General features: G+C 36.7%; 19 protein-coding genes and 5 tRNA genes. 23 read left to right on the forward strand and 1 reads right to left on the reverse strand.

Translation table 11 applies throughout. From position 1 onward, the window contains the following. Positions 1-1,227: 1,227 nt before the first annotated feature. Positions 1,228-2,382: an acyl-CoA dehydrogenase gene (locus tag EZ456_RS03000; protein WP_131527194.1), complete on the forward strand. Its 1,155-nt coding sequence runs from the start codon at positions 1,228-1,230 to the stop codon at positions 2,380-2,382. Positions 2,383-2,690: 308 nt separating this feature from the next. Further along, the gene (locus EZ456_RS25615) at positions 2,691-2,813 is read left to right on the forward strand and encodes a hypothetical protein (protein WP_262711958.1); all 123 of its coding nucleotides are present in this window, start codon (positions 2,691-2,693) and stop codon (positions 2,811-2,813) included. 106 nt (positions 2,814-2,919) lie between these two features. Here EZ456_RS25615 and EZ456_RS03005 read toward each other — a convergent pair whose 3' ends face one another. Continuing rightward, positions 2,920-3,306, reverse strand: a complete 387-nt coding sequence (locus EZ456_RS03005; RefSeq protein ID WP_131527195.1) for a hypothetical protein — start codon at positions 3,304-3,306, stop codon at positions 2,920-2,922. 168 nt (positions 3,307-3,474) lie between these two features. On the opposite strand from EZ456_RS03005, the gene rpsU reads away from it, so the two are divergent. The 21 genes from rpsU to EZ456_RS03110 all read left to right on the forward strand — a co-directional run bounded on the left by rpsU (position 3,475) and on the right by EZ456_RS03110 (position 22,270). Continuing rightward, complete coding sequence (gene rpsU, locus EZ456_RS03010) at positions 3,475-3,669, forward strand: 30S ribosomal protein S21 (protein ID WP_025143268.1); 195 nt, start codon at positions 3,475-3,477, stop codon at positions 3,667-3,669. A 160-nt stretch (positions 3,670-3,829) separates the two neighbouring features. Next, entirely contained in the window at positions 3,830-4,714 is an 885-nt protein-coding gene (locus EZ456_RS03015) for a tyrosine-type recombinase/integrase (protein ID WP_131527197.1), read from the forward strand. A 14-nt stretch (positions 4,715-4,728) separates the two neighbouring features. Beyond that, positions 4,729-5,076: a ribosome hibernation-promoting factor, HPF/YfiA family gene (gene hpf / locus EZ456_RS03020; protein WP_131527199.1), complete on the forward strand. Its 348-nt coding sequence runs from the start codon at positions 4,729-4,731 to the stop codon at positions 5,074-5,076. Between the two features lie 512 nt (positions 5,077-5,588). After that, positions 5,589-5,661, forward strand: a tRNA-Thr gene (locus tag EZ456_RS03025). Positions 5,662-5,700: 39 nt separating this feature from the next. After that, positions 5,701-5,783, forward strand: a tRNA-Tyr gene (locus tag EZ456_RS03030). Positions 5,784-5,864: 81 nt separating this feature from the next. Further along, positions 5,865-5,940, forward strand: a tRNA-Gly gene (locus EZ456_RS03035). 80 nt (positions 5,941-6,020) lie between these two features. Further along, positions 6,021-6,092 (forward strand) — tRNA-Thr (locus EZ456_RS03040). 127 nt (positions 6,093-6,219) lie between these two features. After that, positions 6,220-7,407 (forward strand): elongation factor Tu, encoded by a 1,188-nt coding sequence (gene tuf / locus EZ456_RS03045; protein WP_123205454.1) that lies wholly within the window; start codon positions 6,220-6,222, stop codon positions 7,405-7,407. A gap of 82 nt (positions 7,408-7,489) precedes the next feature. Beyond that, positions 7,490-7,563 (forward strand) — tRNA-Trp (locus tag EZ456_RS03050). Between the two features lie 90 nt (positions 7,564-7,653). Then, entirely contained in the window at positions 7,654-7,851 is a 198-nt protein-coding gene (secE, locus tag EZ456_RS03055; RefSeq protein WP_029279332.1) for a preprotein translocase subunit SecE, read from the forward strand. Positions 7,852-7,860: 9 nt separating this feature from the next. Further along, positions 7,861-8,400 (forward strand): transcription termination/antitermination protein NusG, encoded by a 540-nt coding sequence (nusG, locus tag EZ456_RS03060; RefSeq protein WP_025143263.1) that lies wholly within the window; start codon positions 7,861-7,863, stop codon positions 8,398-8,400. 404 nt (positions 8,401-8,804) lie between these two features. After that, positions 8,805-9,893 carry a hypothetical protein gene (locus EZ456_RS03065; protein ID WP_131527201.1) on the forward strand — a complete coding sequence of 363 codons (1,089 nt, stop codon included), beginning with the start codon at positions 8,805-8,807 and terminating at the stop codon, positions 9,891-9,893. 128 nt (positions 9,894-10,021) lie between these two features. Continuing rightward, positions 10,022-10,558, forward strand: coding sequence for a hypothetical protein (locus EZ456_RS03070; RefSeq protein WP_131527203.1), 537 nt, complete (start codon positions 10,022-10,024; stop codon positions 10,556-10,558). Positions 10,559-10,766: 208 nt separating this feature from the next. After that, positions 10,767-11,210 carry a 50S ribosomal protein L11 gene (rplK, locus tag EZ456_RS03075; protein WP_010601094.1) on the forward strand — a complete coding sequence of 148 codons (444 nt, stop codon included), beginning with the start codon at positions 10,767-10,769 and terminating at the stop codon, positions 11,208-11,210. A 20-nt stretch (positions 11,211-11,230) separates the two neighbouring features. Next, positions 11,231-11,929, forward strand: coding sequence for a 50S ribosomal protein L1 (gene rplA, locus EZ456_RS03080; protein WP_116250007.1), 699 nt, complete (start codon positions 11,231-11,233; stop codon positions 11,927-11,929). Positions 11,930-11,931: 2 nt separating this feature from the next. Beyond that, complete coding sequence (gene rplJ, locus EZ456_RS03085) at positions 11,932-12,453, forward strand: 50S ribosomal protein L10 (protein WP_029279314.1); 522 nt, start codon at positions 11,932-11,934, stop codon at positions 12,451-12,453. A gap of 64 nt (positions 12,454-12,517) precedes the next feature. After that, on the forward strand, positions 12,518-12,895 hold the full coding sequence (gene rplL, locus EZ456_RS03090; protein WP_029279312.1) for a 50S ribosomal protein L7/L12: 378 nt from the start codon (positions 12,518-12,520) through the stop codon (positions 12,893-12,895). A gap of 157 nt (positions 12,896-13,052) precedes the next feature. Next, positions 13,053-16,856 (forward strand): DNA-directed RNA polymerase subunit beta, encoded by a 3,804-nt coding sequence (gene rpoB / locus EZ456_RS03095; protein WP_131527204.1) that lies wholly within the window; start codon positions 13,053-13,055, stop codon positions 16,854-16,856. A gap of 74 nt (positions 16,857-16,930) precedes the next feature. Continuing rightward, positions 16,931-21,217, forward strand: coding sequence for a DNA-directed RNA polymerase subunit beta' (gene rpoC / locus EZ456_RS03100; RefSeq protein WP_131527205.1), 4,287 nt, complete (start codon positions 16,931-16,933; stop codon positions 21,215-21,217). Positions 21,218-21,315: 98 nt separating this feature from the next. Beyond that, the gene (locus EZ456_RS03105) at positions 21,316-21,552 is read left to right on the forward strand and encodes a hypothetical protein (protein WP_131527206.1); all 237 of its coding nucleotides are present in this window, start codon (positions 21,316-21,318) and stop codon (positions 21,550-21,552) included. 406 nt (positions 21,553-21,958) lie between these two features. Then, positions 21,959-22,270 (forward strand): DUF3467 domain-containing protein, encoded by a 312-nt coding sequence (locus tag EZ456_RS03110; RefSeq protein WP_029279713.1) that lies wholly within the window; start codon positions 21,959-21,961, stop codon positions 22,268-22,270. The last annotated feature ends 31 nt before the right edge of the window (positions 22,271-22,301 follow it).

The following is a 22,301-nucleotide window of genomic DNA, read 5'->3' on the forward strand; positions in this document are numbered from 1 at the left end:
CGAAAGCCCTGCTTTACACTTTACTCTCCCGATTGAAAACCTGTGAAACAAGCAAGCACACCATAAAAAAGTAAAAACAAGTGCTTAAATCGGGATTCGTGTTCGTTCCAATCAGGTTTAATCATGTAGGAGCAATGCTTGTTAACCCCAAATCATAGTGCCGGCCGTGCCACCTAAACCTGATCGGGGTGGTCCCGATTTTTCATCCTACTGTGTGGACACAAATATTTAAGAATAGTCTAGGCATTTCGCTAACCAACTTTAATAATGCACAGATTTTACAGAAGGACGCCGTCAATCCCAAGTGGCGGAAGAATCAAAAAAACAGTTGCAGAATAACACAAATGGCACTACCGAACCTAAAACGCAGTGGTTTTGTGAAAATATCTCTCAAACTTTCACTTAGCATAAACGAGCAAACCCCGAAGGGCTCAATCAGACCAAAGAAACTATATAACAGAGCTGATTAAACAAAGTGCCGCTGTTTTTTTGATGAGCGTGGGCGGTGAGAAGCCACATTGCTGGATTGACAAAGCGCTTTGGGTACTTTGGCGCTCCAAAATGCGCTAGCATTCTTGAGCACAAATAAAAACAACATTATCTGCGAAAAACTACCATGCCCCCGCGGCATAGAGCGGAAAAAATCAAAATTTGTGCCCAGACTATTATTTCTTAAAGAATCAGGATCAGTTAATAGCAGGAAGGATGTTGAAACAAGTTCAGCACGATCGCCTTAGGAATATATGCCAAAAACAAATGCAGGCTAATAAAGATGTGTCCACACGATAGGATTTTTTCATCGGGAAAAACGTAGAGCAGGGCCGCATAGCGCTAAACGCTTCTGTACCTGATTTCCAAAAAAAAAGATAACTAAGTTAAAAATTATGTATTTCCTATTCCAGTTTAGTTATAGGAGTTAATTGCTTGCAAGGTTTAAAAGAATCCATTTTCAACAAATGTTTTGCGAAAAACTGAATGTATACATCTATATTATCATTCCTTCAATTTTATCTATATTCATCCAAAACCCCATATAATTAGTTTATTCGGCTATAGTTGTGAAAAAAATAGAAAAAACTTTCTCTGTTAATTTCAGGGTTTAAAATTAACCGATAAACTAATTGAACCGAATACCATTTCATTCTGTAATTGCACAAATATTTAATGGTAACTAACTATCAAATAATTGTTTATAATTGCCTCAACTAACTATAAAATATAAATTTAATGAGCGTAAGCTTCGATTTTTCAGAAACAGAAACTCAGCAAAGTGTAAAGGCCATGGTCCGCGATTTTGCAGAGAAAAACATTCGTCCACATATAATGGAATGGGATGAGGCACAGCATTTTCCTGTCGAATTGTTTAAACAACTCGGAGAATTAGGCTTAATGGGCGTTTTGGTTCCCGAAGAATATGGAGGCTCTGGATTGGGCTATCAGGAATATGTTGATGTAATTGTAGAAGTGGCCCGGGTTTGTGGCTCAATAGGCTTGTCATTAGCTGCACACAATTCTTTATGTACTTGCCATATTCTGGCGTTTGCCAATGAAGAACAAAAACAAAGGTGGCTGCCAAAGCTGGCAACAGCCGAATGGATTGGTGCCTGGGGATTAACCGAAGCCAATACAGGTTCGGATGCTTTAAGGATGATGACCACTGCTGTTGCAGATGGCGACGATTACATTATAAACGGTGCAAAAAACTGGATTACCCATGGCAAAAGTGGTGATGTTGCGGTTGTTATGGTAAGAACAGGAGAGCAGGGAAGTTCGAAAGGGATTTCGGCCATTGTAGTAGAGCGCGGTACACCTGGTTTTACAGCAGGGAAAAAAGAAAATAAACTCGGAATGCGGGCATCAGAAACCACAGAAATGATTTTTGATAATTGCCGCGTACCGAAAGCCAATTTATTAGGCAATGTTGGCGAAGGTTTTAAACAGGCCATGAAGGTTTTAGATGGTGGAAGAATTTCTATTGCCGCATTGGCCTTAGGAATTGCGAAAGGTGCTTTTGATGCAGCAGTAGCCTATTCTAAACAACGGCAACAGTTTGGACAGCCAATTTCCAGCTTTCAGGCCATTAGTTTTAAACTTGCTGATATGGCTACAGAGATCGAAGCTGCAGAGCTATTGATCCGCCAGGCGGCAGATTTAAAGAACAGACATCTGCCTATGACAAAAGAATCGGCTATGGCGAAATATTTTGCTTCAGAGGTTTCGGTAAGGGTAGCCACAGATGCCGTTCAGATATTTGGTGGTTATGGTTATACCAAAGACTTTCCGGTTGAGAAATTTTATCGTGATAGTAAACTATGTACAATAGGCGAGGGAACATCAGAAATACAAAAAATTGTAATCGCCAGAGAAGTATTGCAAGGGTAGAAAGGTAGAAGGTTTAGGGGTTAAGGCTAATGTCGATCACCCTACACCTTACGCCTTCAACCTTATAAACAACAAACCAAATATATTATGAGCAATCCGGATGGCTTAACCACCTCCGGATTTTTTGTTTAAATTTTGGAAACCAACTTTCAGCTGTCAGTGTTTTTACTAAAGACTAAAGACTAAAGACTAAAGACTAAAGACTAAAGAGCAATAACCAATAAACAATTGACCTGCGATGAGTTTGGAGTTGAGCGTTTGGAGTCAGTTAATCGATTAAACAATAGACCGATTAACCACACTAACTAATGACTAATGAACAAAAAATAGCAAAGTATTCTGAAAAAGCCAGTAAAAAGGTGACTGCCGAAGGCAGGCAATTGCTATCGGAAGCGATGAAGGAAGGAGTGAAAGTGCCAAAGAAAGGTTGAAAGCTTAGAGGCTAAAGCTGAAAGACCAAAGCTAATAGGCACGGTGCCTAAACTATCCTCCTAGCTCTTTAGTCTTTGGACTTTTCGCTTTCTGCTCATGTTCAGCTTATTGTGGTAAATCTTTCGTTATTAAAATGCTATCTACTACGTAAACGCTAAATCCGCGCCAAGGCAAGGTGTTTTTATATTCTTTGTAATGCAGCTCGTAGAACTTTCCACTATTGGCCATCATTTTATCAGCAATTTCTTTATTTGCAATAGAAAATTCGAATTCGTTGTTTTGTAAGGTGCCGGCTTGTTTGGATCTTACCCCGCTTTGAATCAATTTACCTTCGTATGTTTTAAAGATATAACCTTTCTTCACTACATAATTTAGTTCACCTGCTTTAACACCTTCGCCAAAAACGAAGAAATACCGGTAATAGCAAATTGCTATAAGTAAAATAACGACTAGAACTGCGATAATGGAGCCTACTTTTTTGCCTGTTGTCATATCAAATAATGTATATATAAATGTAGGTAAACAACAGTTTAGTTTAACCAATGATTTAAATAAATTTTCTTTTTATAAAATCTTTCTCATTTTCAATATTTTACTTACATTTGCATCCCCGATAACAAGGGAAAATTTAAAAACCACGAGAGGAGGTATTTCAGCGTTATGATCATTATCAACATTAAAGACGGCGAATCATTAGATAAAGCCCTTAAACGTTTCAAGAAAAAGTTTGAAAAAACTGGTGTATTGAGAGAACTACGTAGTCGCCAAGCATACGAGAAAAAATCCGTTGCTCGCCGTACTGAAATTAAACATGCTGTTTACATTCAGAATATGAATCTAGATACAACTTCATAGTTGTTACGATATAAATACATTAAAGTCTCCCAATATAAAATCGGGGGACTTTTTTGGTTTTAAAAGAAATCGAAAACTTTACAATAAACAATTAATTAATGATTTCTTTATATCAAAACTATTTGTAACTTCATATCAATGCCTCCCAAAAAGATATTGAATGTTGCTAAAAAGTTTTATCACCTATTTAACTCATGAGAAGCGCTATTCTCAGCATACCATTACTTCTTATCAAACAGATTTAGATCAGTTTGTGGAGTATATCAATATCACATTAGAGCTAAGCCTTCTAGAAATTAAGCATACCCATATTCGCAGTTATATGGTAGATTTGATGGAGCATAAAACATCAGAAAATACCATCAACCGGAAAATTTCTACTTTAAGAAGTTTTTATAAGTTTTTATTGAGGGAGGGAAAGATTGATCAAAACCCTACTGTTTTAATTAAAGCGCCAAAAATACCTAAAAGACTTCCTGTGTTTGTTGATTCGCAAAAAATGGATCAGCTATTGGATTCTGAGCAGTATTTTAATGAAAGCTTTCCCTCCGTTCGCGACCATCTGGTAATCGAACTGCTTTTTGGTACCGGCATGCGTTTAACCGAGTTACTTCAGTTAAAAGATACCGATATTGATGTGTATTCGGGAACGATCAAGGTGTTGGGGAAAAGAAATAAGGAGCGGATTATTCCTATAAATAAACAGCTTATTAATCAGGTAAATACCTATATTGAATTAAAAAAGTTGCAAAAGTTTAATAACAATTTACTTATATTAATCGTTACCAATACAGGTGCAGCGGCATATCCAAAATTAATATACCGTATTGTTACCTCATACCTAAACCACGTATCAACCAATGAAAAGAAAAGTCCCCACGTGCTTCGGCACAGTTATGCAACAAGTCTGCTAAATGCGGGAGCAGATTTAAATGCAATTAAAGAACTTTTGGGCCACGCGAGTTTAGCAGCAACCCAGGTTTACACCCACAATTCGATCGAAAGATTAAAAACAATTTATAAACAAGCCCATCCAAAGGCGTAAAAAAAGGAGGAAAAATGAAAATCGGAGTTCAATCAATCCACTTCAGTGCAGACAGTAAGTTGTTAGATTTTATACAGAAGAAAGTAAACAAGCTAGATCAGTTTTTTGATCAGATCATTAGCGGAGAAGTATATTTAAAGTTAGAGAACGTAGATAATGAGGCCAATAAGATCAGCGAAATAAAACTCATTGTGCCGGGTGGTACACTTTTCGCTAAAGAACAATGTAAATCATTTGAAGAAGCCACAGATCTGGCAATTGAATCGTTGAGAAAGCAGATCACTAAACATAAAGATAAAACACGTACAAAATTAAGTGAACATAAAGCAATTTTAAGCGAAAGCGAAGCTGCTGATTACTAAAATAGCATACCCATTTAACCAAACGGCAACATGATTCATCATCGTGTTGCCGTTTTTTTATGAATTATGCCAGTTGGATGGGGCATTTTATTCCTATCCGTTGTTTTTGAAAGAATAAGAGATTTAAATGTAACAAGAGGCATACGGGCTAATAATTGGATGGGCTAGGTAAATAAAGAAAAGAACAGTTATAGCTAAAAACCAGTTCACATTAATTAGAACGTATAAAAAGTTAAAAATAATATTCGGTTTTTATGTCAAAGCAAAGCGACTGATTATGAAGTACCTATTATGCTAAATCATCTATATTGAGTTAAAGGGCTAAAAAAGTTCGCTATTTTTTTTCAAATTTATTTTGAAGTGAAATATAAGTGTGTATATTTGCATTCCCTTTCGGAAACGGTGTTAGGCCAGGAAGAAAAGGGTTGTTCTTTAAAAAGATAAAAGTTTTAAAAAAACACGTTAATAGTATGAAAAATGAAGATTTTTCGTATCATTGCACAAAATTTAAAGCCTCCTTAGCTCAGCTGGTAGAGCAACTGACTTGTAATCAGTAGGTCATTGGTTCGATTCCGATAGGAGGCTCTTTTTATTTTAAAGTGTTAGCATTTTGAAGTAAAAAATGGGGAGATTCCAGAGCGGCCAAATGGGACAGACTGTAACTCTGTTATCGCAAGATTTCGAAGGTTCGAATCCTTCTCTCCCCACACTTTAAATGAATGACCAAATGTTTTAATGATAGAATAAATCTCTCATTCTTTCATTCAATCAATCACTAGTTTTTAAAAGCGGAAGTAGCTCAGTTGGTAGAGCGATAGCCTTCCAAGCTATAGGTCGCGAGTTCGAACCTCGTCTTCCGCTCCAATAAAATTAGAAAAGTGGGCAGTTATTGGTTACAGTTTTAAATTGTTTAAAACTAAAAGACTGGAACTGGAAACTAAAAAGCCGACTTAGCTCAGCGGTAGAGCACTTCCTTGGTAAGGAAGAGGTCATGGGTTCAATTCCCATAGTTGGCTCAGGATAATAAAGCTTTGTTAAATCTGTTTAATATGCAGTGTAGACAAGGTTTTTTGTGTTGCATTGCATCAAAACAATAAATAAAAAATTAATAAAAAGTTAACCTACTAATTAGTTATAAATAAAATGGCAAAAGAAAAATTTGACCGTAGTAAACCGCACTTAAACATCGGTACAATCGGTCACGTCGATCACGGTAAAACAACTTTAACAGCAGCTATTACAAAAGTTTTAGCTGATGCAGGTTTATCTGAGGCACGTTCATTCGATTCAATTGACTCAGCTCCTGAGGAAAAAGAAAGAGGTATTACTATTAATACTGCGCACGTTGAGTATTCAACTGCAAACCGTCACTACGCACACGTAGATTGTCCAGGTCACGCGGATTATGTTAAAAACATGGTTACAGGTGCGGCTCAAATGGATGGTGCTATTATCGTTGTTGCTGCTACTGATGGTCCAATGCCACAAACTCGTGAGCACATCTTATTGGCTCGTCAGGTTGGTGTACCTTCATTGGTTGTATTCATGAACAAAGTGGATATGGTTGATGATCCTGAATTATTAGAATTAGTAGAAATGGAAGTTCGTGAATTATTATCGTTCTACGATTTCCCTGGTGATGATATTCCTGTTATTCAAGGTTCTGCTTTAGGTGGTTTGAACGGAGATGCTAAATGGGTTGGAAAAATTATGGAGTTAATGGATGCTGTAGATAGCTACATTCCAATTCCTCCACGTTTAACTGAACTTCCATTCTTAATGCCTGTTGAAGATGTATTCTCGATCACTGGTCGTGGTACTGTAGCAACTGGTCGTATTGAGCGTGGTGTAATCAACTCTGGAGATCCAGTTGAAATCTTAGGTATGGGTGCTGAGAACTTAAAATCTACAGTTACTGGTGTTGAGATGTTCCGTAAGATATTAGATTATGGTGAAGCTGGTGATAACGTAGGTTTATTGTTACGTGGTATTGAGAAAACTGATATCCGTCGTGGTATGGTAATCTGTAAACCAGGTTCAGTAACTCCTCATACTGATTTCAAAGCTGAGATCTATGTATTATCAAAAGCAGAAGGTGGTCGTCACACTCCATTCTTCAACAAATACCGTCCACAATTCTATTTCCGTACTACAGATGTTACTGGTGAAATTTCACTAGCTGAAGGTACTGAGATGGTAATGCCAGGTGATAACGTTACAATTTCTGTGAAATTGATCAACGCAATCGCAATGGAAAAAGGTCTACGTTTCGCAATCCGTGAGGGTGGTAGAACAGTAGGTGCTGGTCAGGTAACTGAAATTGTAAAATAAAACCCCAAACCCCTTAAGGGGCTTTAGGAAGAATAAAGAAAGCTAAGTGCTTGAGATAACTTAAGTACTTAGCTTTTAAATTACGGGAATAGTTCAACGGTAGAATAGAGGTCTCCAAAACCTTTGATCAGGGTTCGAATCCTTGTTCCCGTGCCAAAAACAATGATTGAATTAGTGAATGTTTTAAATGATTGAATGTATTTTACATTCTCTCACTCACTAACTCAATCATTTAATCGTTATAATATGGCTAAAGTAGTTGAGTTTATAAAAGAATCGTACGATGAAATGACCCAGAAGGTTACATGGCCTACTTGGGGCGAACTGCAAAGTTCGGCAATTCTTGTATTAGTGGCTTCTTTAATTATTGCATTGGTTATTTTTGCAATGGATAAAGGATCGACATTCGTGTTAGATACTTTTTATAAATCACTTTCTAATTAATATTTACGAATGAGCGATCTAAAGTGGTACGTTGTAAGGGCTGTTAGCGGTAAAGAAAAGAAAGTAAAACAGTACATTGATGCTGAGATCAGCCGTTTAGGTTTCTCTCATTTGGTTCCTCAGGTTTTAATACCAATGGAAAAATATTACCAAATGAAAGATGGTAAAAAAATTGCCAAAGAGCGTAACTTCTATCCTGGATATGTTTTAATCGAAGCTACATTAGATGGCGAATTAGAGCACATCATTAAAGGAATTAACAGTGTTATTGGTTTCTTAGGCGATAAAGCGGGTAATCCAATCCCAATGCGCCAGGCAGAAGTTAACCGTATATTAGGTGTAGTTGATGAAATGAGCGAGCAGGGTGAGACCATGAATGTGCCTTACTATGTTGGCGAAGGCATCAAAGTTATGGATGGACCTTTCAATGGTTTCTCGGGTATTATCGAAGAGGTAAACGAAGAGAAGAAAAAACTGAAAGTAATGGTTAAAATCTTCGGTCGTAAAACACCACTTGAGCTTAACTACATGCAAGTAGAAAAAGAATAAGAAATTATTTTGAGATATTCAGAAGCCCCGATTAATTCGGGGTTTTTTTATGTCTTCATTTTTTAGATACGTTTTTATCTTATTTATTTGTAGTTTTAAATTTATTGCTATACTAGTTCATCTCATCTCTCACATAATTATTAATTGGTTAAATCTAAATTAACAAAATGAAGAAAAATTACGCCTTATTAAAGCAGTGTTTGCTGGCTTTAACTTTATTATTAACAACAACTATTGTTATTTATTCTTGTAAAAAGGACAAACATAATGACCTTTCTATCTCCGAGATTGAAAATTTAAAACATTTGTATAAAACTATGAATTCAAATAATTTGAATACGAATCTACTTGCGTCATTAAATCCAAAATGAGAAACAATCAAAGAGTCTAAAATAGGCGACACTTTGATTTACGAAGCTGATTTTGATAATCCAAAAGGTGTTTTTATAAGTAGGTATGATATTAATCTGGAGCAGGGTAAAGAACTTTTTTCGAAAAATTTATTTAAGCTCCTCTTTATTAAGAATTTAAAGAATAATGTAACAAAAGGGTATTACATGAGTATTATTTCGGATAACAAAACTGATTTACATGATATGCATTTTAGAAATGTAGGTAAGTTCAGCGGAGATATCAATTTTTACAGTCTTAATGGGACGTTTTTGAATGGCTGGAAGTATCAACATGGAAAAACAACGACTTTTCGAAGAATCAAAAATACCCAAAAAACATTGCAAATGGGAATAGGTCCAGATAAATTTTCTCAGTCTTGTAGTATTTTTGGTTATCCGGTTTATGCCACAATTTGCTTTGAGCGAGAAGGAAGCTATGAAGCATGTTTCCCAAAATTAACAGGCTACTCGTATAGTATTAGTTGCTCCGGTGCTGGTGGTGGTCAGTACGAAGAGGTAGATGTTGAACCCGAGGATGGTTCTCCTGATCCTTATGTTGATTGCAACGGTAATGTAAATGGTTCTGCCATTGAAATACCAAATTGTGGTTGTATTGGTGGGAATACAGGAAAAGTTAGTTGTACTGTAAAAGAGTTAAAGGATAGTATTGACAACACATGTATAAAAGAGCAATTATCACTTGCTCAGACTGCTAAAACAACAATTAGAAATATGTTAAATGATGAATTTGGTACTAATAACTTCAATGATCGTGATATCGTTTTTTATGACATTACTACCTTACCAGATACAGTTGCAGGCACCACACATGGTAATAGCGCATACTCGTTTATAATTAATCTAAATGAAAATACATTACCACAAAGGTCTAAAGAATATATTCTGTCAACAATATACCACGAGATTTTGCATGCTTACATGGATACTCAAATTGGAAAGAATGCTTCAGGTAAGTATTTGATAGCTAATCAGCACCAAACTATGGCAGATAAATATCTGTTTTTGATGACGGGTGCGCTAAAGGTTGCATTTCCAAATCTTAGTGATAGAGACGCCTGGGCATTGTCTTGGGGGGATTAGAAGATACTCCATTTTATAACACAAAATTATCAGAAGCTGAACGTGTAGAAATTCAAAATTTGATGAATAGGCACAGAAAGAACACGGCTGCAAATTTGAGACACGGTACTTATTGTAATTAATCGAATATGAAAGGAATAATTTTTACTGTATGCTTCCTGCTATGTCTTGTAAGCGTATCTTTCTCACAGGAATCGAACAGTGTTGAATCTTCATCAATACTCATCACTTTTCCGAAACAGAAAAAAGATATAAGAATTTTAGTTCTTAAAAAATTGGATAAATATATCAACAGCAAGGAGCTATTTAGTAAGCAAAAGAATAACGTTTTTTTATTTTCAATTGGTCTTTCTGTTGATTCACTGGGAAATGTTGATGATATTTTCTTTTCAGATAGTGTAACAAAAAATAAAACCAAAATTATTATTGTAAATGAGCACTTAATAGCTGATTTTAAAAAAATGCATTTGGATGATTTTGGCTATAGAAGTAAGATATTAATTCTACCAATACTTTTTAAGCGACCAGATGATGATAAAATTTCTAATTTGAATGAGTTTTTAAGTGGTTTTTCATCGTTATGGCCAATATTCGCCACTGATTCTATGCATAAGGTAGTTTTATTAGAACCCTTGATAAATAATTTTTTTGATCCAATTAATTAGATGTGATATTAATAGAAGGTTTTGAAAAATTAATGTGCTGATCTAGCTTGGGTTTAAGTTTATAAAATATATTTCTCTCCATCTATTGTGCATCTGCAAGATTATCCATATCTTTGCAGTCCTTTTAGTTTTATAGGAACATAAAGGAATTAAATGTTACATGCTTCCAATATTTAACATTGAGTTTTAAATAAACAAAAAACACAAAATGGCAAAAGAAGTCAGTGCAATGATCAAATTACAGATCAAAGGCGGAGCGGCAAATCCATCGCCACCAGTAGGACCTGCATTAGGTGCTAAAGGGGTGAACATTATGGAGTTTTGCAAACAGTACAACGCTCGTACCCAAGATAAAGCAGGTAAAGTATTGCCAGTTGTAATTACTGTTTATGCTGATAAGTCATTCGATTTCATCATCAAAACCCCTCCTGTAGCTATCCAGTTAAAAGATGCTACTAAATTACAGAGTGGTTCTGCTGAGCCTAACCGTAAAAAAGTTGGATCGGTGACCTGGGACCAGATTAAAGTTATTGCTGAAGATAAAATGCCTGATTTAAATGCATTTACAATCGAATCTGCAATGAGTATGGTTGCTGGTACAGCACGCAGTATGGGAATCACCGTTTCTGGTGACGCACCCTGGAACAATTAATTAAAAAACAGTTTACAACAGTGGCGAAATTAACTAAAAATCAAAAAAAGGCACACGCTAAAATAGAAGCTGGTAAAGCTTATACTTTACAGGCTGCTGCTGCTTTGGTAAAAGAAATCACTACCACTAAATTCGATGCATCAGTTGATATTGATGTATCTTTAGGTGTTGATCCACGTAAAGCGAATCAAATGGTACGTGGTATTGCTACTTTACCACACGGTACAGGTAAAACTGTTCGTGTTTTAGCTTTAGTAACTCCTGATAAGGAAGAAGAAGCAAGAGCAGCCGGCGCAGACTTCGTAGGTTTAGACGAATATGTGGCTAAAATTGAAGGTGGTTGGACCGATGTAGACATTATTATCACAACACCAGCTTGTATGGCAAAAGTAGGTAAATTAGGCCGCGTTTTAGGTCCAAGGAACTTAATGCCAAATCCAAAATCTGGTACAGTAACTAACGAAGTTGGTAAAGCTGTAACAGAGGTTAAAGCAGGTAAGATTGATTTTAAAGTAGACAAAAGCGGTATTATACACGCTTCAATAGGGAAAGTATCATTCCCGGCAGATAAAATTTATGAGAATGCACTTGAAATCATTCAGGTAATTTCAAAATTAAAGCCATCTGCTGCTAAAGGAACTTATTTTAAGAGCATTCACGTGTCTTCTACAATGAGTCCTGGAATTGCAATTGAAACAAAATCAGTAGCGGGGATTTAATCATGAACAGAGAAGAAAAAAACGAAGTAGTTTTAGAACTACAAGGACAAATGCAAGAGTATGGCAATTTTTATATTGCTGATACCTCTAGCCTTTCTGTTGAGCAGATTAATAACATCCGCCGCAAATGTTTTGAAGGTGATATCATCATGAAAGTTGCTAAGAACTCTTTAATCCGCAAAGCGATTGAAGGTTTAGATGGCGATGCTTCTGAGATATACGAAGCCCTTAAAGGTTCATCATCATTATTATTCTCAAAAACAGCAAACGCTCCGGCTAAGTTGATTAAAGCTTTGAGAAGAACATCTGATAAACCATTGCTTAAAGCAGCATTTATAGATTCATCAGTATACGTTGGCGATGACCAATTGAATAACTTAGTAAGCTTAAAATCGAGAGAAGAGCTTATTGGCGATATCATTGGATTATTACAATCACCAGCTAAGAATGTTATATCTGCGCTTAAATCAAGCGGAGGCAAAATTGCAGGAATTGTTAAAACTCTACAAGAAAGAGAAGGTTAACGAACACCTTAAGTTCGCAATTAAACAAAATTATTTTTACGTAAATTTTTAAAATCTTAATAAAATGGCAGATTTAAAATCGTTTGCTGAGCAATTAGTAAACTTAACCGTTAAAGAAGTTAACGAATTAGCTCAAATCTTAAAAGACGAGTATGGTATCGAGCCTGCAGCTGCTGCTGTAGTTGCTGGTCCTGCTGCTGGTGGTGATGCACCTGCTGCTGCTGCAGAAAAAACATCTTTCGATGTAATTCTTAAAGAAGCTGGTGGCGCTAAATTAGCAGTTGTTAAACTTGTTAAAGACTTAACTGGCCTTGGTTTGAAAGAAGCAAAAGACTTAGTTGACGGAGCACCAAAAGAATTAAAAGCTGGTGTTACTAAAGACGAAGCAGAAGCTCTTAAAAAACAATTAGAAGAAGCTGGAGCCGTAGTTGAGATTAAGTAATCACTTAACTTAGCTAAGCTAAAAATGTATTAGACACCGACTGAAAATGTCGGTGTCTTTACCTGTTTATAAACATCTCATTTTGTTTGGTTAATGAGCTTGTTTGAAATCTGAACCAAACAAATAGTTTATTCTTAAACTAAAATCTTTTAGTCCATTGGCAAAGACAGTCGAACAAAGAGTAAATTTTGCAACTAGTAAGCACATTATAGACTATCCGGATTTTCTGGATGTGCAATTGCAATCATTCAGAGAATTTTTCCAGATAGATACCACATCAGACGATCGCTCTAGCGAAGGTTTGTTTAAAGTGTTTGCTGAAAACTTTCCAATAACAGATTCAAGAAATATCTTCGTATTAGAATTTCTTGATTATTTTGTTGATCCGCCACGTTACGATATACATGAGTGTATTGAGCGTGGATTAACCTACAATGTTCCATTAAAAGCAAAGCTGAAACTTTCTTGTAATGATGTTGAACATGAAGATTTTGAAACCATTATCCAGGATGTGTACTTAGGTACTATCCCGTATATGACACCAAAAGGTACATTTGTTATCAACGGTGCAGAACGTGTTATCGTTTCGCAATTACACCGTTCTCCAGGCGTGTTCTTCGGTCAAAGCCGTCACACCAATGGAACCAAATTGTATTCTGCGCGTGTAATTCCTTTCAAAGGCTCATGGATCGAGTTCGCTACAGACGTTAATAACGTGATGTATGCTTATATCGATCGTAAGAAAAAATTCCCGGTTACCACTTTATTACGTGCTATCGGTTACGATTCTGATAAAGATATCTTGGAACTTTTCGATCTTGCTGACGAAGTAAAAGTTAGTAAATCTGGTTTAAAGAAATACATCGGTCGTAAACTGGCTGCAAGGGTATTAAAAAAATGGGTTGAAGATTTTGTTGATGAAGATACTGGAGAGGTAGTTTCTATCGACCGTAATGAAGTGATTCTTGAAAGAGAAACCGTTCTAGAAGACGAACACATTGATATGGTTATCGAAGCTGGCGTAAAAAGCATCATCTTATCAAAAGAAGATGGCGCAAGTCAGGCAGATTATACCATTATATATAATACATTACAGAAAGATACATCAAACTCAGAAAAAGAAGCTGTAGAAAACATCTATCGTGCTTTGCGTAACGCAGAACCACCTGATGAGGAAACAGCCCGTGGTATCATTGATCGTTTATTCTTTTCAGATAAACGTTACGATTTAGGAGATGTTGGTCGTTACCGCATCAACCGTAAATTGAAAATGAATACCCCTGATGAGGTTAAAGTATTAACAAAAGCAGATATTATTGCAATTGTGAAATACCTGATCAAATTGATCAACTCAAAAGAAGAGGTAGATGATATCGATCACTTATCAAACCGTCGTGTACGTACGGTAGGTGAGCAATTGTACGCACAATTTGGTGTTGGTTTAGCCCGTATGGCCAGAACAATCCGTGAGCGTATGAACATTCGTGATAACGAGGTGTTTACACCAACTGATTTGATTAACGCCCGTACGTTATCATCGGTTATTAACTCTTTCTTTGGTACTAACCAGTTGTCTCAGTTCATGGATCAAACGAATCCATTGGCAGAGATCACGCACAAACGCCGTTTATCGGCTTTAGGTCCAGGTGGTTTATCACGTGAGCGTGCCGGTTTCGAGGTACGTGACGTTCACTATACGCACTATGGTCGTTTATGTACTATTGAAACTCCAGAGGGACCAAACATTGGTTTGATTTCATCACTTTGTGTGCATGCAAAAATCAATAATTTAGGTTTCATTGAAACACCATACAAACGTGTTGAAGATGGTAAAGTAGTTGTAGATTCAGACGTTATTTATTTATCTGCAGAAGATGAAGATGGTAAAACCATCGCTCAGGCTAATGCAGAATACGATGATAAAGGTGTATTTACAACGCCACGTGTTAAAGCACGTTACGAGGGTGACTTCCCGATTATTGAGCCTGAGAAATTAGACTTAATGGACGTTGCGCCTAACCAGATTACTTCAATTGCTGCTTCGTTAATTCCGTTCTTAGAACATGATGATGCGAACAGGGCTTTGATGGGATCGAACATGCAACGTCAGGCCGTACCATTGTTACGTCCTGAAGCACCAATTGTTGGTACAGGTTTAGAAGGTCGCGTTGCACGTGACTCAAGAACTTTGATCAATGCAGAAGGTGATGGTGTTGTTGAGTATGTTGATGCTAACGAAATCACGATTAAATACGAGCGTAACGAAGATGATCGTTTAGTTTCATTTGAGGGTGATAGCAAAACTTACCGTTTAATTAAATTCAAAAAAACCAACCAGAATACTTGTATCAACTTAAAACCAATTGTTAAGAAAGGTCAGAAAGTTACTAAAGGACAAGTGCTTTGCGAAGGTTATGCAACTCAAAACGGTGAATTGGCATTGGGTAGAAACTTGAAAGTGGCTTTCATGCCTTGGCAAGGTTTCAACTTTGAGGATGCGATTGTAATCAACGAACGTATTGTTCGTGATGACGTTTTCACTTCATTGCATATTGAAGAGTTTGAATTAGAGGTGCGTGATACTAAACGTGGAGAAGAGGAATTAACACCAGATATCCCTAACGTTTCTGAAGAGGCTACTAAAGACCTTGATGAAAATGGTATTATCCGTATTGGTGCTGATGTAAAAGAAGGTGATATTTTAATTGGTAAGATCACTCCAAAAGGAGAATCTGATCCTTCACCTGAAGAGAAATTATTACGCGCAATTTTTGGTGATAAAGCAGGTGATGTTAAAGATGCGTCTTTAAAAACTCCTCCTTCAATCCAAGGTGTGGTAATTGATACTAAATTATTCAGCCGTGCTAAGAAAACTACAAAAGCTGAAGAGAAATCGGCAATTGAGAAATTAGACAAAGGATATAACAATATCACGGAGAAATTAAAAGCAGAATTAGTTGACAAATTATTCACTATCGTAAACGGCAAAACATCTCAGGGTGTATTTAACATTTACAAAGAATTATTGGTTGCTAAAGGCGCTAAATTTACTCAGAAAATTTTAGCAGAACTTGAATTTGCTCACATTAGCCCTAACAAATGGACTACTGATGACGACAAAAACGAGATGATTAAAATGTTGCTTCACAACTACGGTATCCGTGTTAACGAAGAACTTGGTGCTTACAAACGCGATAAATTTGCGATCAGTGTAGGTGATGAGCTTCCTTCAGGAATCGTACAGATGGCAAAAGTTTATGTAGCTAAAAAACGTAAATTAAAAGTAGGTGATAAAATGGCGGGTCGCCACGGTAACAAAGGTATTGTTGCACGTATTGTACGTGATGAAGATATGCCTTTCTTAGCTGATGGTACTCCGGTTGATATCGTGTTGAACCCACTGGGTGTACCTTCACGTATGAACCTTGGTCAGATCTACGAAACTATTTTAGCTTGGGCAGGCCAAGAATTAGGTGTTAAATTTGCAACACCGATTTTTGATGGTGCTACCCACCAAGAAGTAGAAGAGTGGATTGCTAAAGCGGGAGTTCCTGCTTCAGGAAAAACCTACTTATACAATGGTTTAACAGGTGAGCGTTTCGATCAGACTACAACTGTAGGTATTATCTACATGTTGAAATTAGGTCACATGGTTGATGATAAGATGCACGCCCGTTCAATCGGACCATACTCATTAATTACACAACAACCATTGGGTGGTAAAGCCCAGTTCGGTGGTCAACGTTTTGGTGAGATGGAGGTTTGGGCATTAGAGGCATTCGGTGCGGCTAATATTCTTCAAGAGATCTTAACCGTTAAATCGGATGATGTAATCGGAAGAGCCAAAACTTACGAAGCCATTGTTAAAGGTGAAAACCTACCAACGCCAGGTGTACCAGAATCGTTCAACGTATTGGTACATGAGTTACGCGGTTTAGGTTTAGATATTACATTAGATTAATTAAGCCTAAAGCATAAAGACTAAAGCTCAAAGCGGCTTTGGTCTTTAAGCTTTCCGCTTTAACCTTAAAAAGTATGTCTTACAAAAAGGATAATAAATTAAAAAGCAATTTCACATCAATCACGATTAGCTTATCGTCTCCAGAAATTATTTTGGAACGTTCGAGCGGTGAGGTGTTGAAACCAGAAACCATTAACTACCGTACTTACAAACCTGAGCGTGATGGTTTGTTCTGTGAGCGTATTTTTGGTCCGGTAAAAGATTACGAATGTCATTGCGGTAAATACAAACGTATCCGTTATAAAGGTATTGTTTGCGATCGTTGTGGTGTTGAAGTAACGGAGAAAAAAGTACGTCGTGAGCGTATGGGCCACATTGCTTTGGTGGTTCCTGTTGCACACATCTGGTACTTCCGCTCTTTACCAAATAAAATCGGTTATTTATTAGGTTTACCTACTAAAAAATTAGATTTAATTATCTATTACGAGCGTTACGTAGTTATTCAATCAGGCTTAATGGCTGAAGAAGGTATCAACTATATGGACTTCTTAACGGAAGAAGAATATTTAGATATCTTAGATAAATTACCTAAAGAAAACCAATACTTAGATGATAAAGATCCTAATAAATTCATCGCCAAAATGGGTGCTGAAGCATTAGAAGATTTATTAAAACGTATTGATTTAGATACTTTATCTTATGATTTACGTCACCAGGCTGCTAACGAAACTTCTCAACAACGTAAAAATGAGGCTTTAAAACGCCTTCAGGTTGTTGAAGCTTTCCGTGGTGCTAATACACGTATTGAGAATCGCCCTGAGTGGATGATTGTTAAAATCGTTCCGGTTATTCCACCAGAATTACGTCCTTTAGTACCATTAGAAGGTGGTCGTTTCGCTACTTCAGATTTAAATGATTTATACCGTCGTGTAATTATCCGTAACAACCGTTTAAAACGTTTGATCGAGATTAAAGCGCCAGAAGTAATTTTACGTAACGAGAAACGTATGTTACAGGAAGCTGTAGATTCGTTATTCGATAACTCACGTAAAGTTAACGCGGTAAAAACTGAAGGTAACCGTGCTTTGAAATCACTTTCAGATATTTTGAAAGGTAAACAAGGTCGTTTCCGTCAGAACTTATTAGGTAAACGTGTGGATTATTCAGCTCGTTCGGTAATTGTTGTAGGGCCTAGCCTTAAATTACACGAGTGCGGTATTCCTAAAGATATGGCTGCTGAACTTTACAAACCGTTCATTATTCGTAAGATGATTGAGCGTGGTGTGGTAAAAACAGTTAAATCTGCTAAGAAAATCGTTGATAGAAAAGATCCATTAGTTTGGGATATCTTAGAAAATGTATTAAAAGGTCACCCGGTATTATTAAACCGTGCACCTACCTTACACAGATTAGGTATTCAGGCTTTCCAACCAAAATTAATTGAAGGAAAAGCAATTCAGTTACACCCATTAGTTTGTACTGCATTCAACGCCGATTTTGATGGTGACCAGATGGCTGTCCACTTACCGTTAGGTAACGCAGCAATTTTGGAAGCCCAGGTTTTGATGCTTGCGGCACATAACATCTTAAACCCTGCAAACGGTACGCCAATTACAGTACCATCACAGGATATGGTTTTGGGTCTTTATTACATTACTAAAGGCCGTAGAACAGATGAAACTCGTGTTGTAAAAGGACAAGATTCGAATTTTTATTCTCCGGAAGAAGTAATTATTGCTTATAACGAGAAAGAATTAGACTTGCATGCATTTATCAAAGTAAGGGTAAATGTTAAGCAAAATGATGGATCGATCGTTAATAAATTAACTGAAACAACTGTTGGTAGAGTATTATTCAACCAGATGGTTCCTGAAGAAGTTGGTTATATCAATGAACTATTAACCAAGAAATCTTTAAGAGATATTATTGGTGAAGTAGTGAAAATGACTGGTATGGCTCGTGCTTCTCAGTTCTTAGATGATATCAAAGAATTAGGATTCCGTATGGCATTCCAGGGAGGTTTATCGTTCAACTTACAAGACGTAAACATTCCGGTAGAAAAACATACTTTATTAGAACAGGCAGCTGCAGAAGTTGAAGAGGTAAGAAACAACTATAACATGGGTTTCATTACCAACAACGAGCGTTACAATCAGATTATCGATATCTGGACCCGTATCAACAACAGGTTAACTACTTTCGTTATGACTCAGTTATCTAGCGATAACCAAGGTTTTAACTCAGTTTACATGATGCTTGATTCAGGAGCACGTGGTTCGAAAGAGCAGATTCGTCAGCTTTGCGGAATGCGTGGTTTGATGGCAAAACCTCAAAAATCTGGTTCAGGTGGTGATATTATTGAAAACCCGATCTTATCAAACTTTAAAGAAGGCTTATCGGTATTAGAGTACTTTATCTCTACCCACGGTGCGCGTAAAGGTTTGGCGGATACAGCGTTAAAAACAGCTGATGCGGGTTACCTAACCCGTCGTTTACATGATGTTGCACAGGATATGATTGTTAACTCGGTTGATTGCGGTACTTTAAGAGGTATGTACACAACTGCGTTAAAAGATCAGGAAGATATTGTTGAGCCATTATACGACAGGATCTTAGGACGTACTTCATTACATGATGTTTATAATCCTTTGGATAACACATTATTGGTGAGTGCAGGTGAAGATATTAACGAAGATGTTGCTAAATTGATCGAAGAATCTCCATTAGAAGGTATCGAAATTCGTTCGGTATTAACTTGTGAGAATAAACGTGGTGTTTGCGCATTATGTTACGGTCGTAACTTAGCATCTGGTAAACGCGTTCAAAGAGGTGAGGCAGTTGGTGTAATTGCAGCACAATCAATCGGTGAGCCGGGTACACAGTTAACACTTCGTACTTTCCACGTGGGTGGTACTGCATCGAACATCGCTGCAGAATCTAACATCGTAGCTAAGTTTGATGGTGTAATCGAATTCGAAAATATCCGTACTGTTGATACACAAACAGAAGAAGGTACAGTTCAGGTAGTATTAGGTCGTTCAGGTGAGTTCAAAATTGTTGAACCAGGAACCGGACGTATCATTGTAACCAATAACATTCCTTACGGTGCATTCTTATTCGTAAAAGAAGGTGATAAACTTTCAAAAGGTGATAAAATCTGTTCTTGGGATCCGTACAACGCGGTTATTCTTTCAGAATTTGCCGGTAAAGCACAATTTGATGCCATTATTGAAGGTGTTACCTTCCGTGAAGAATCAGATGAGCAAACTGGTCACCGTGAAAAAGTAATTATCGATACACGTGATAAAACTAAAAACCCTTCAGTTCAGATCGTAGATAAAAAAGGTGAATTCATTAAAGGTTATAACATTCCGGTAGGTGCCCACGTTTCAGTTGATGAAGGTGAAGCCATCCAAACTGGTCAGATTATCGCTAAGATTCCTCGTGCAACTGGTAAAACCCGAGATATTACAGGTGGTTTACCTCGTGTAACGGAATTATTTGAAGCACGTAACCCATCTAACCCAGCTGTAGTAACTGAGATTGATGGTGTGGTAACTTTAGGTGGCGTTAAACGTGGTAACCGTGAAATCACAATCGAATCGAAAGATGGTGAAGTTAAAAAATACCTTGTTCCATTGTCTAAACACATCCTTGTACAGGATAATGACTTTGTGAAAGCGGGTATGCCGTTATCAGATGGATCAATTTCTCCTGCCGATATCTTATCAATTAAAGGCCCTGCAGCGGTTCAAGAATACTTAGTAAATGGTATTCAAGAGGTTTACCGTTTACAAGGTGTGAAAATTAACGATAAGCACTTCGAGGTAATTGTTCACCAGATGATGCAGAAAGTTCACATTGAAGATCCAGGTGATACTATTTTCTTAGAAAATAATGCTGTCGATCGTTGGGATTTTGCCGACGAGAATGATGCCATGTACGATAAGAAAGTGGTAGAAGATGCAGGTGATGCGACAGATATCAAACCAGGTCAGATAGTTTCGTTACGTAGATTAAGAGACGAAAATTCTCAATTGAAACGTAAAGATTTAAAACAGATCACGGTTAGAGATGCAAGACCAGCAACTGCAAGTTCTATCTTACAAGGTATTACACGTGCATCATTGGGTACTAAATCGTTCATTTCTGCGGCTTCGTTCCAGGAAACTACGAAAGTATTAAATGAGGCAGCAATTGCAGGTAAACGCGATAATATGTTAGGCTTGAAAGAAAACGTGATCGTTGGTCACTTAATCCCTTCAGGTACTGGTGTACGTGGTTACGAAAGAATCATTGTTGGTTCTCAAGAAGAATACGATAAATTATTAGCTTCGAAACAAGAAGAAGTAGAAGCTTAGATTTTAATCTAACAGTAATTTTTAAGCCCCCCGATATAAAATCGGGGGGCTTTTTTTGTATGGCAAAGATTTTGTATTTTTATATAAATTTATTTAACATGAGTGTTACTGAAATTCAACTTTTAAAAGCTAAACTCGGAGAGCAAGAGGCTGAGCAATTGGTTTCGTATGTAAAAGCTGAAGTTAAATCTGAATTTGAAAACAAGCGTGAAGTTTTAGCTACTAAAGAAGATTTAGCTAATTCGAAGGCTGATATAATAAAATGGATGTCTATTTTTTGGGTTGGCCAAATAGCAGTCACCATTGGATTTATTTTAATGTTTATTAACAAGTAGCTATATCAGCATTTAAAATATATTGATTCTATTCAATCAGTCTAAGTTCTTATCGATAAAATTATTAAGCCTTTAAAAAAAGGCTTTTTTGTTGCAATTTCTTATAATTTATTTCGTATCCATATCATTACACTCTATCAAACGTTTGCGTAATCGCGGCCTACCAATTCATTAATTTATTGTGCAAGGTTTAATTCCACGGACCCATTATTTCAAAAAGGCAGTTTCAGCAAAATATGTACAACTAAAAGCAACAGCTATTGCCGACAATAAAAAAATATTAGCTATTGCAGCGTTAGATTTTTTAGAAAAATAACTTTTTGAAGCGCTACTAAATTAATTTTATTTCAAACATTATATTTTAATTCCGCTGTTAAGCAGCGGAATTTTTTATTTTTGAGCTATTATGGAAGAACAACAAAACGAGAATCAATTAAATATAGAGTTATCAGAAGAAATCGCAGAAGGAATTTTCTCTAACTTAGCCATCATTACGCATTCTAATACCGAATTCGTATTAGATTTTATTCGTGTAATGCCTGGAATTCCAAAGGCAAAAGTTAAATCAAGGATTATCTTAACGCCAGAACATGCAAAGCGTTTATTATCAGCATTGGAAGATAATATTCAGAAATTCGAAGCCGTAAACGGACGTATTAAAACTCAAGAAGAACCACCTTTTCCTATGGGCTTCGGCGGACCAACGGCTCAAGCGTAAGACTATTCAAAATCTTACAAACAAATGTTTG

This window comes from Pedobacter psychrodurus, assembly GCF_004331735.1.
Taxonomy (GTDB): Bacteria; Bacteroidota; Bacteroidia; order Sphingobacteriales; family Sphingobacteriaceae; genus Pedobacter; species Pedobacter psychrodurus.

Coding starts and splice junctions, on each gene's coding strand:
- EZ456_RS03000 (WP_131527194.1), top strand. CDS start 1,228: ATGAGCGTAAGCTTCGATTTTTCAGAAACAGAAACTCAGCAAAGTGTA.
- EZ456_RS25615 (WP_262711958.1), top strand. CDS start 2,691: ATGACTAATGAACAAAAAATAGCAAAGTATTCTGAAAAAGCCAGTAAA.
- EZ456_RS03005 (WP_131527195.1), bottom strand. CDS start 3,306: ATGACAACAGGCAAAAAAGTAGGCTCCATTATCGCAGTTCTAGTCGTT.
- rpsU (WP_025143268.1), top strand. CDS start 3,475: ATGATCATTATCAACATTAAAGACGGCGAATCATTAGATAAAGCCCTT.
- EZ456_RS03015 (WP_131527197.1), top strand. CDS start 3,830: ATGTTGCTAAAAAGTTTTATCACCTATTTAACTCATGAGAAGCGCTAT.
- hpf (WP_131527199.1), top strand. CDS start 4,729: ATGAAAATCGGAGTTCAATCAATCCACTTCAGTGCAGACAGTAAGTTG.
- tuf (WP_123205454.1), top strand. CDS start 6,220: ATGGCAAAAGAAAAATTTGACCGTAGTAAACCGCACTTAAACATCGGT.
- secE (WP_029279332.1), top strand. CDS start 7,654: ATGGCTAAAGTAGTTGAGTTTATAAAAGAATCGTACGATGAAATGACC.
- nusG (WP_025143263.1), top strand. CDS start 7,861: ATGAGCGATCTAAAGTGGTACGTTGTAAGGGCTGTTAGCGGTAAAGAA.
- EZ456_RS03070 (WP_131527203.1), top strand. CDS start 10,022: ATGAAAGGAATAATTTTTACTGTATGCTTCCTGCTATGTCTTGTAAGC.
- rplK (WP_010601094.1), top strand. CDS start 10,767: ATGGCAAAAGAAGTCAGTGCAATGATCAAATTACAGATCAAAGGCGGA.
- rplJ (WP_029279314.1), top strand. CDS start 11,932: ATGAACAGAGAAGAAAAAAACGAAGTAGTTTTAGAACTACAAGGACAA.
- rplL (WP_029279312.1), top strand. CDS start 12,518: ATGGCAGATTTAAAATCGTTTGCTGAGCAATTAGTAAACTTAACCGTT.
- rpoC (WP_131527205.1), top strand. CDS start 16,931: ATGTCTTACAAAAAGGATAATAAATTAAAAAGCAATTTCACATCAATC.
- EZ456_RS03105 (WP_131527206.1), top strand. CDS start 21,316: ATGAGTGTTACTGAAATTCAACTTTTAAAAGCTAAACTCGGAGAGCAA.
- EZ456_RS03110 (WP_029279713.1), top strand. CDS start 21,959: ATGGAAGAACAACAAAACGAGAATCAATTAAATATAGAGTTATCAGAA.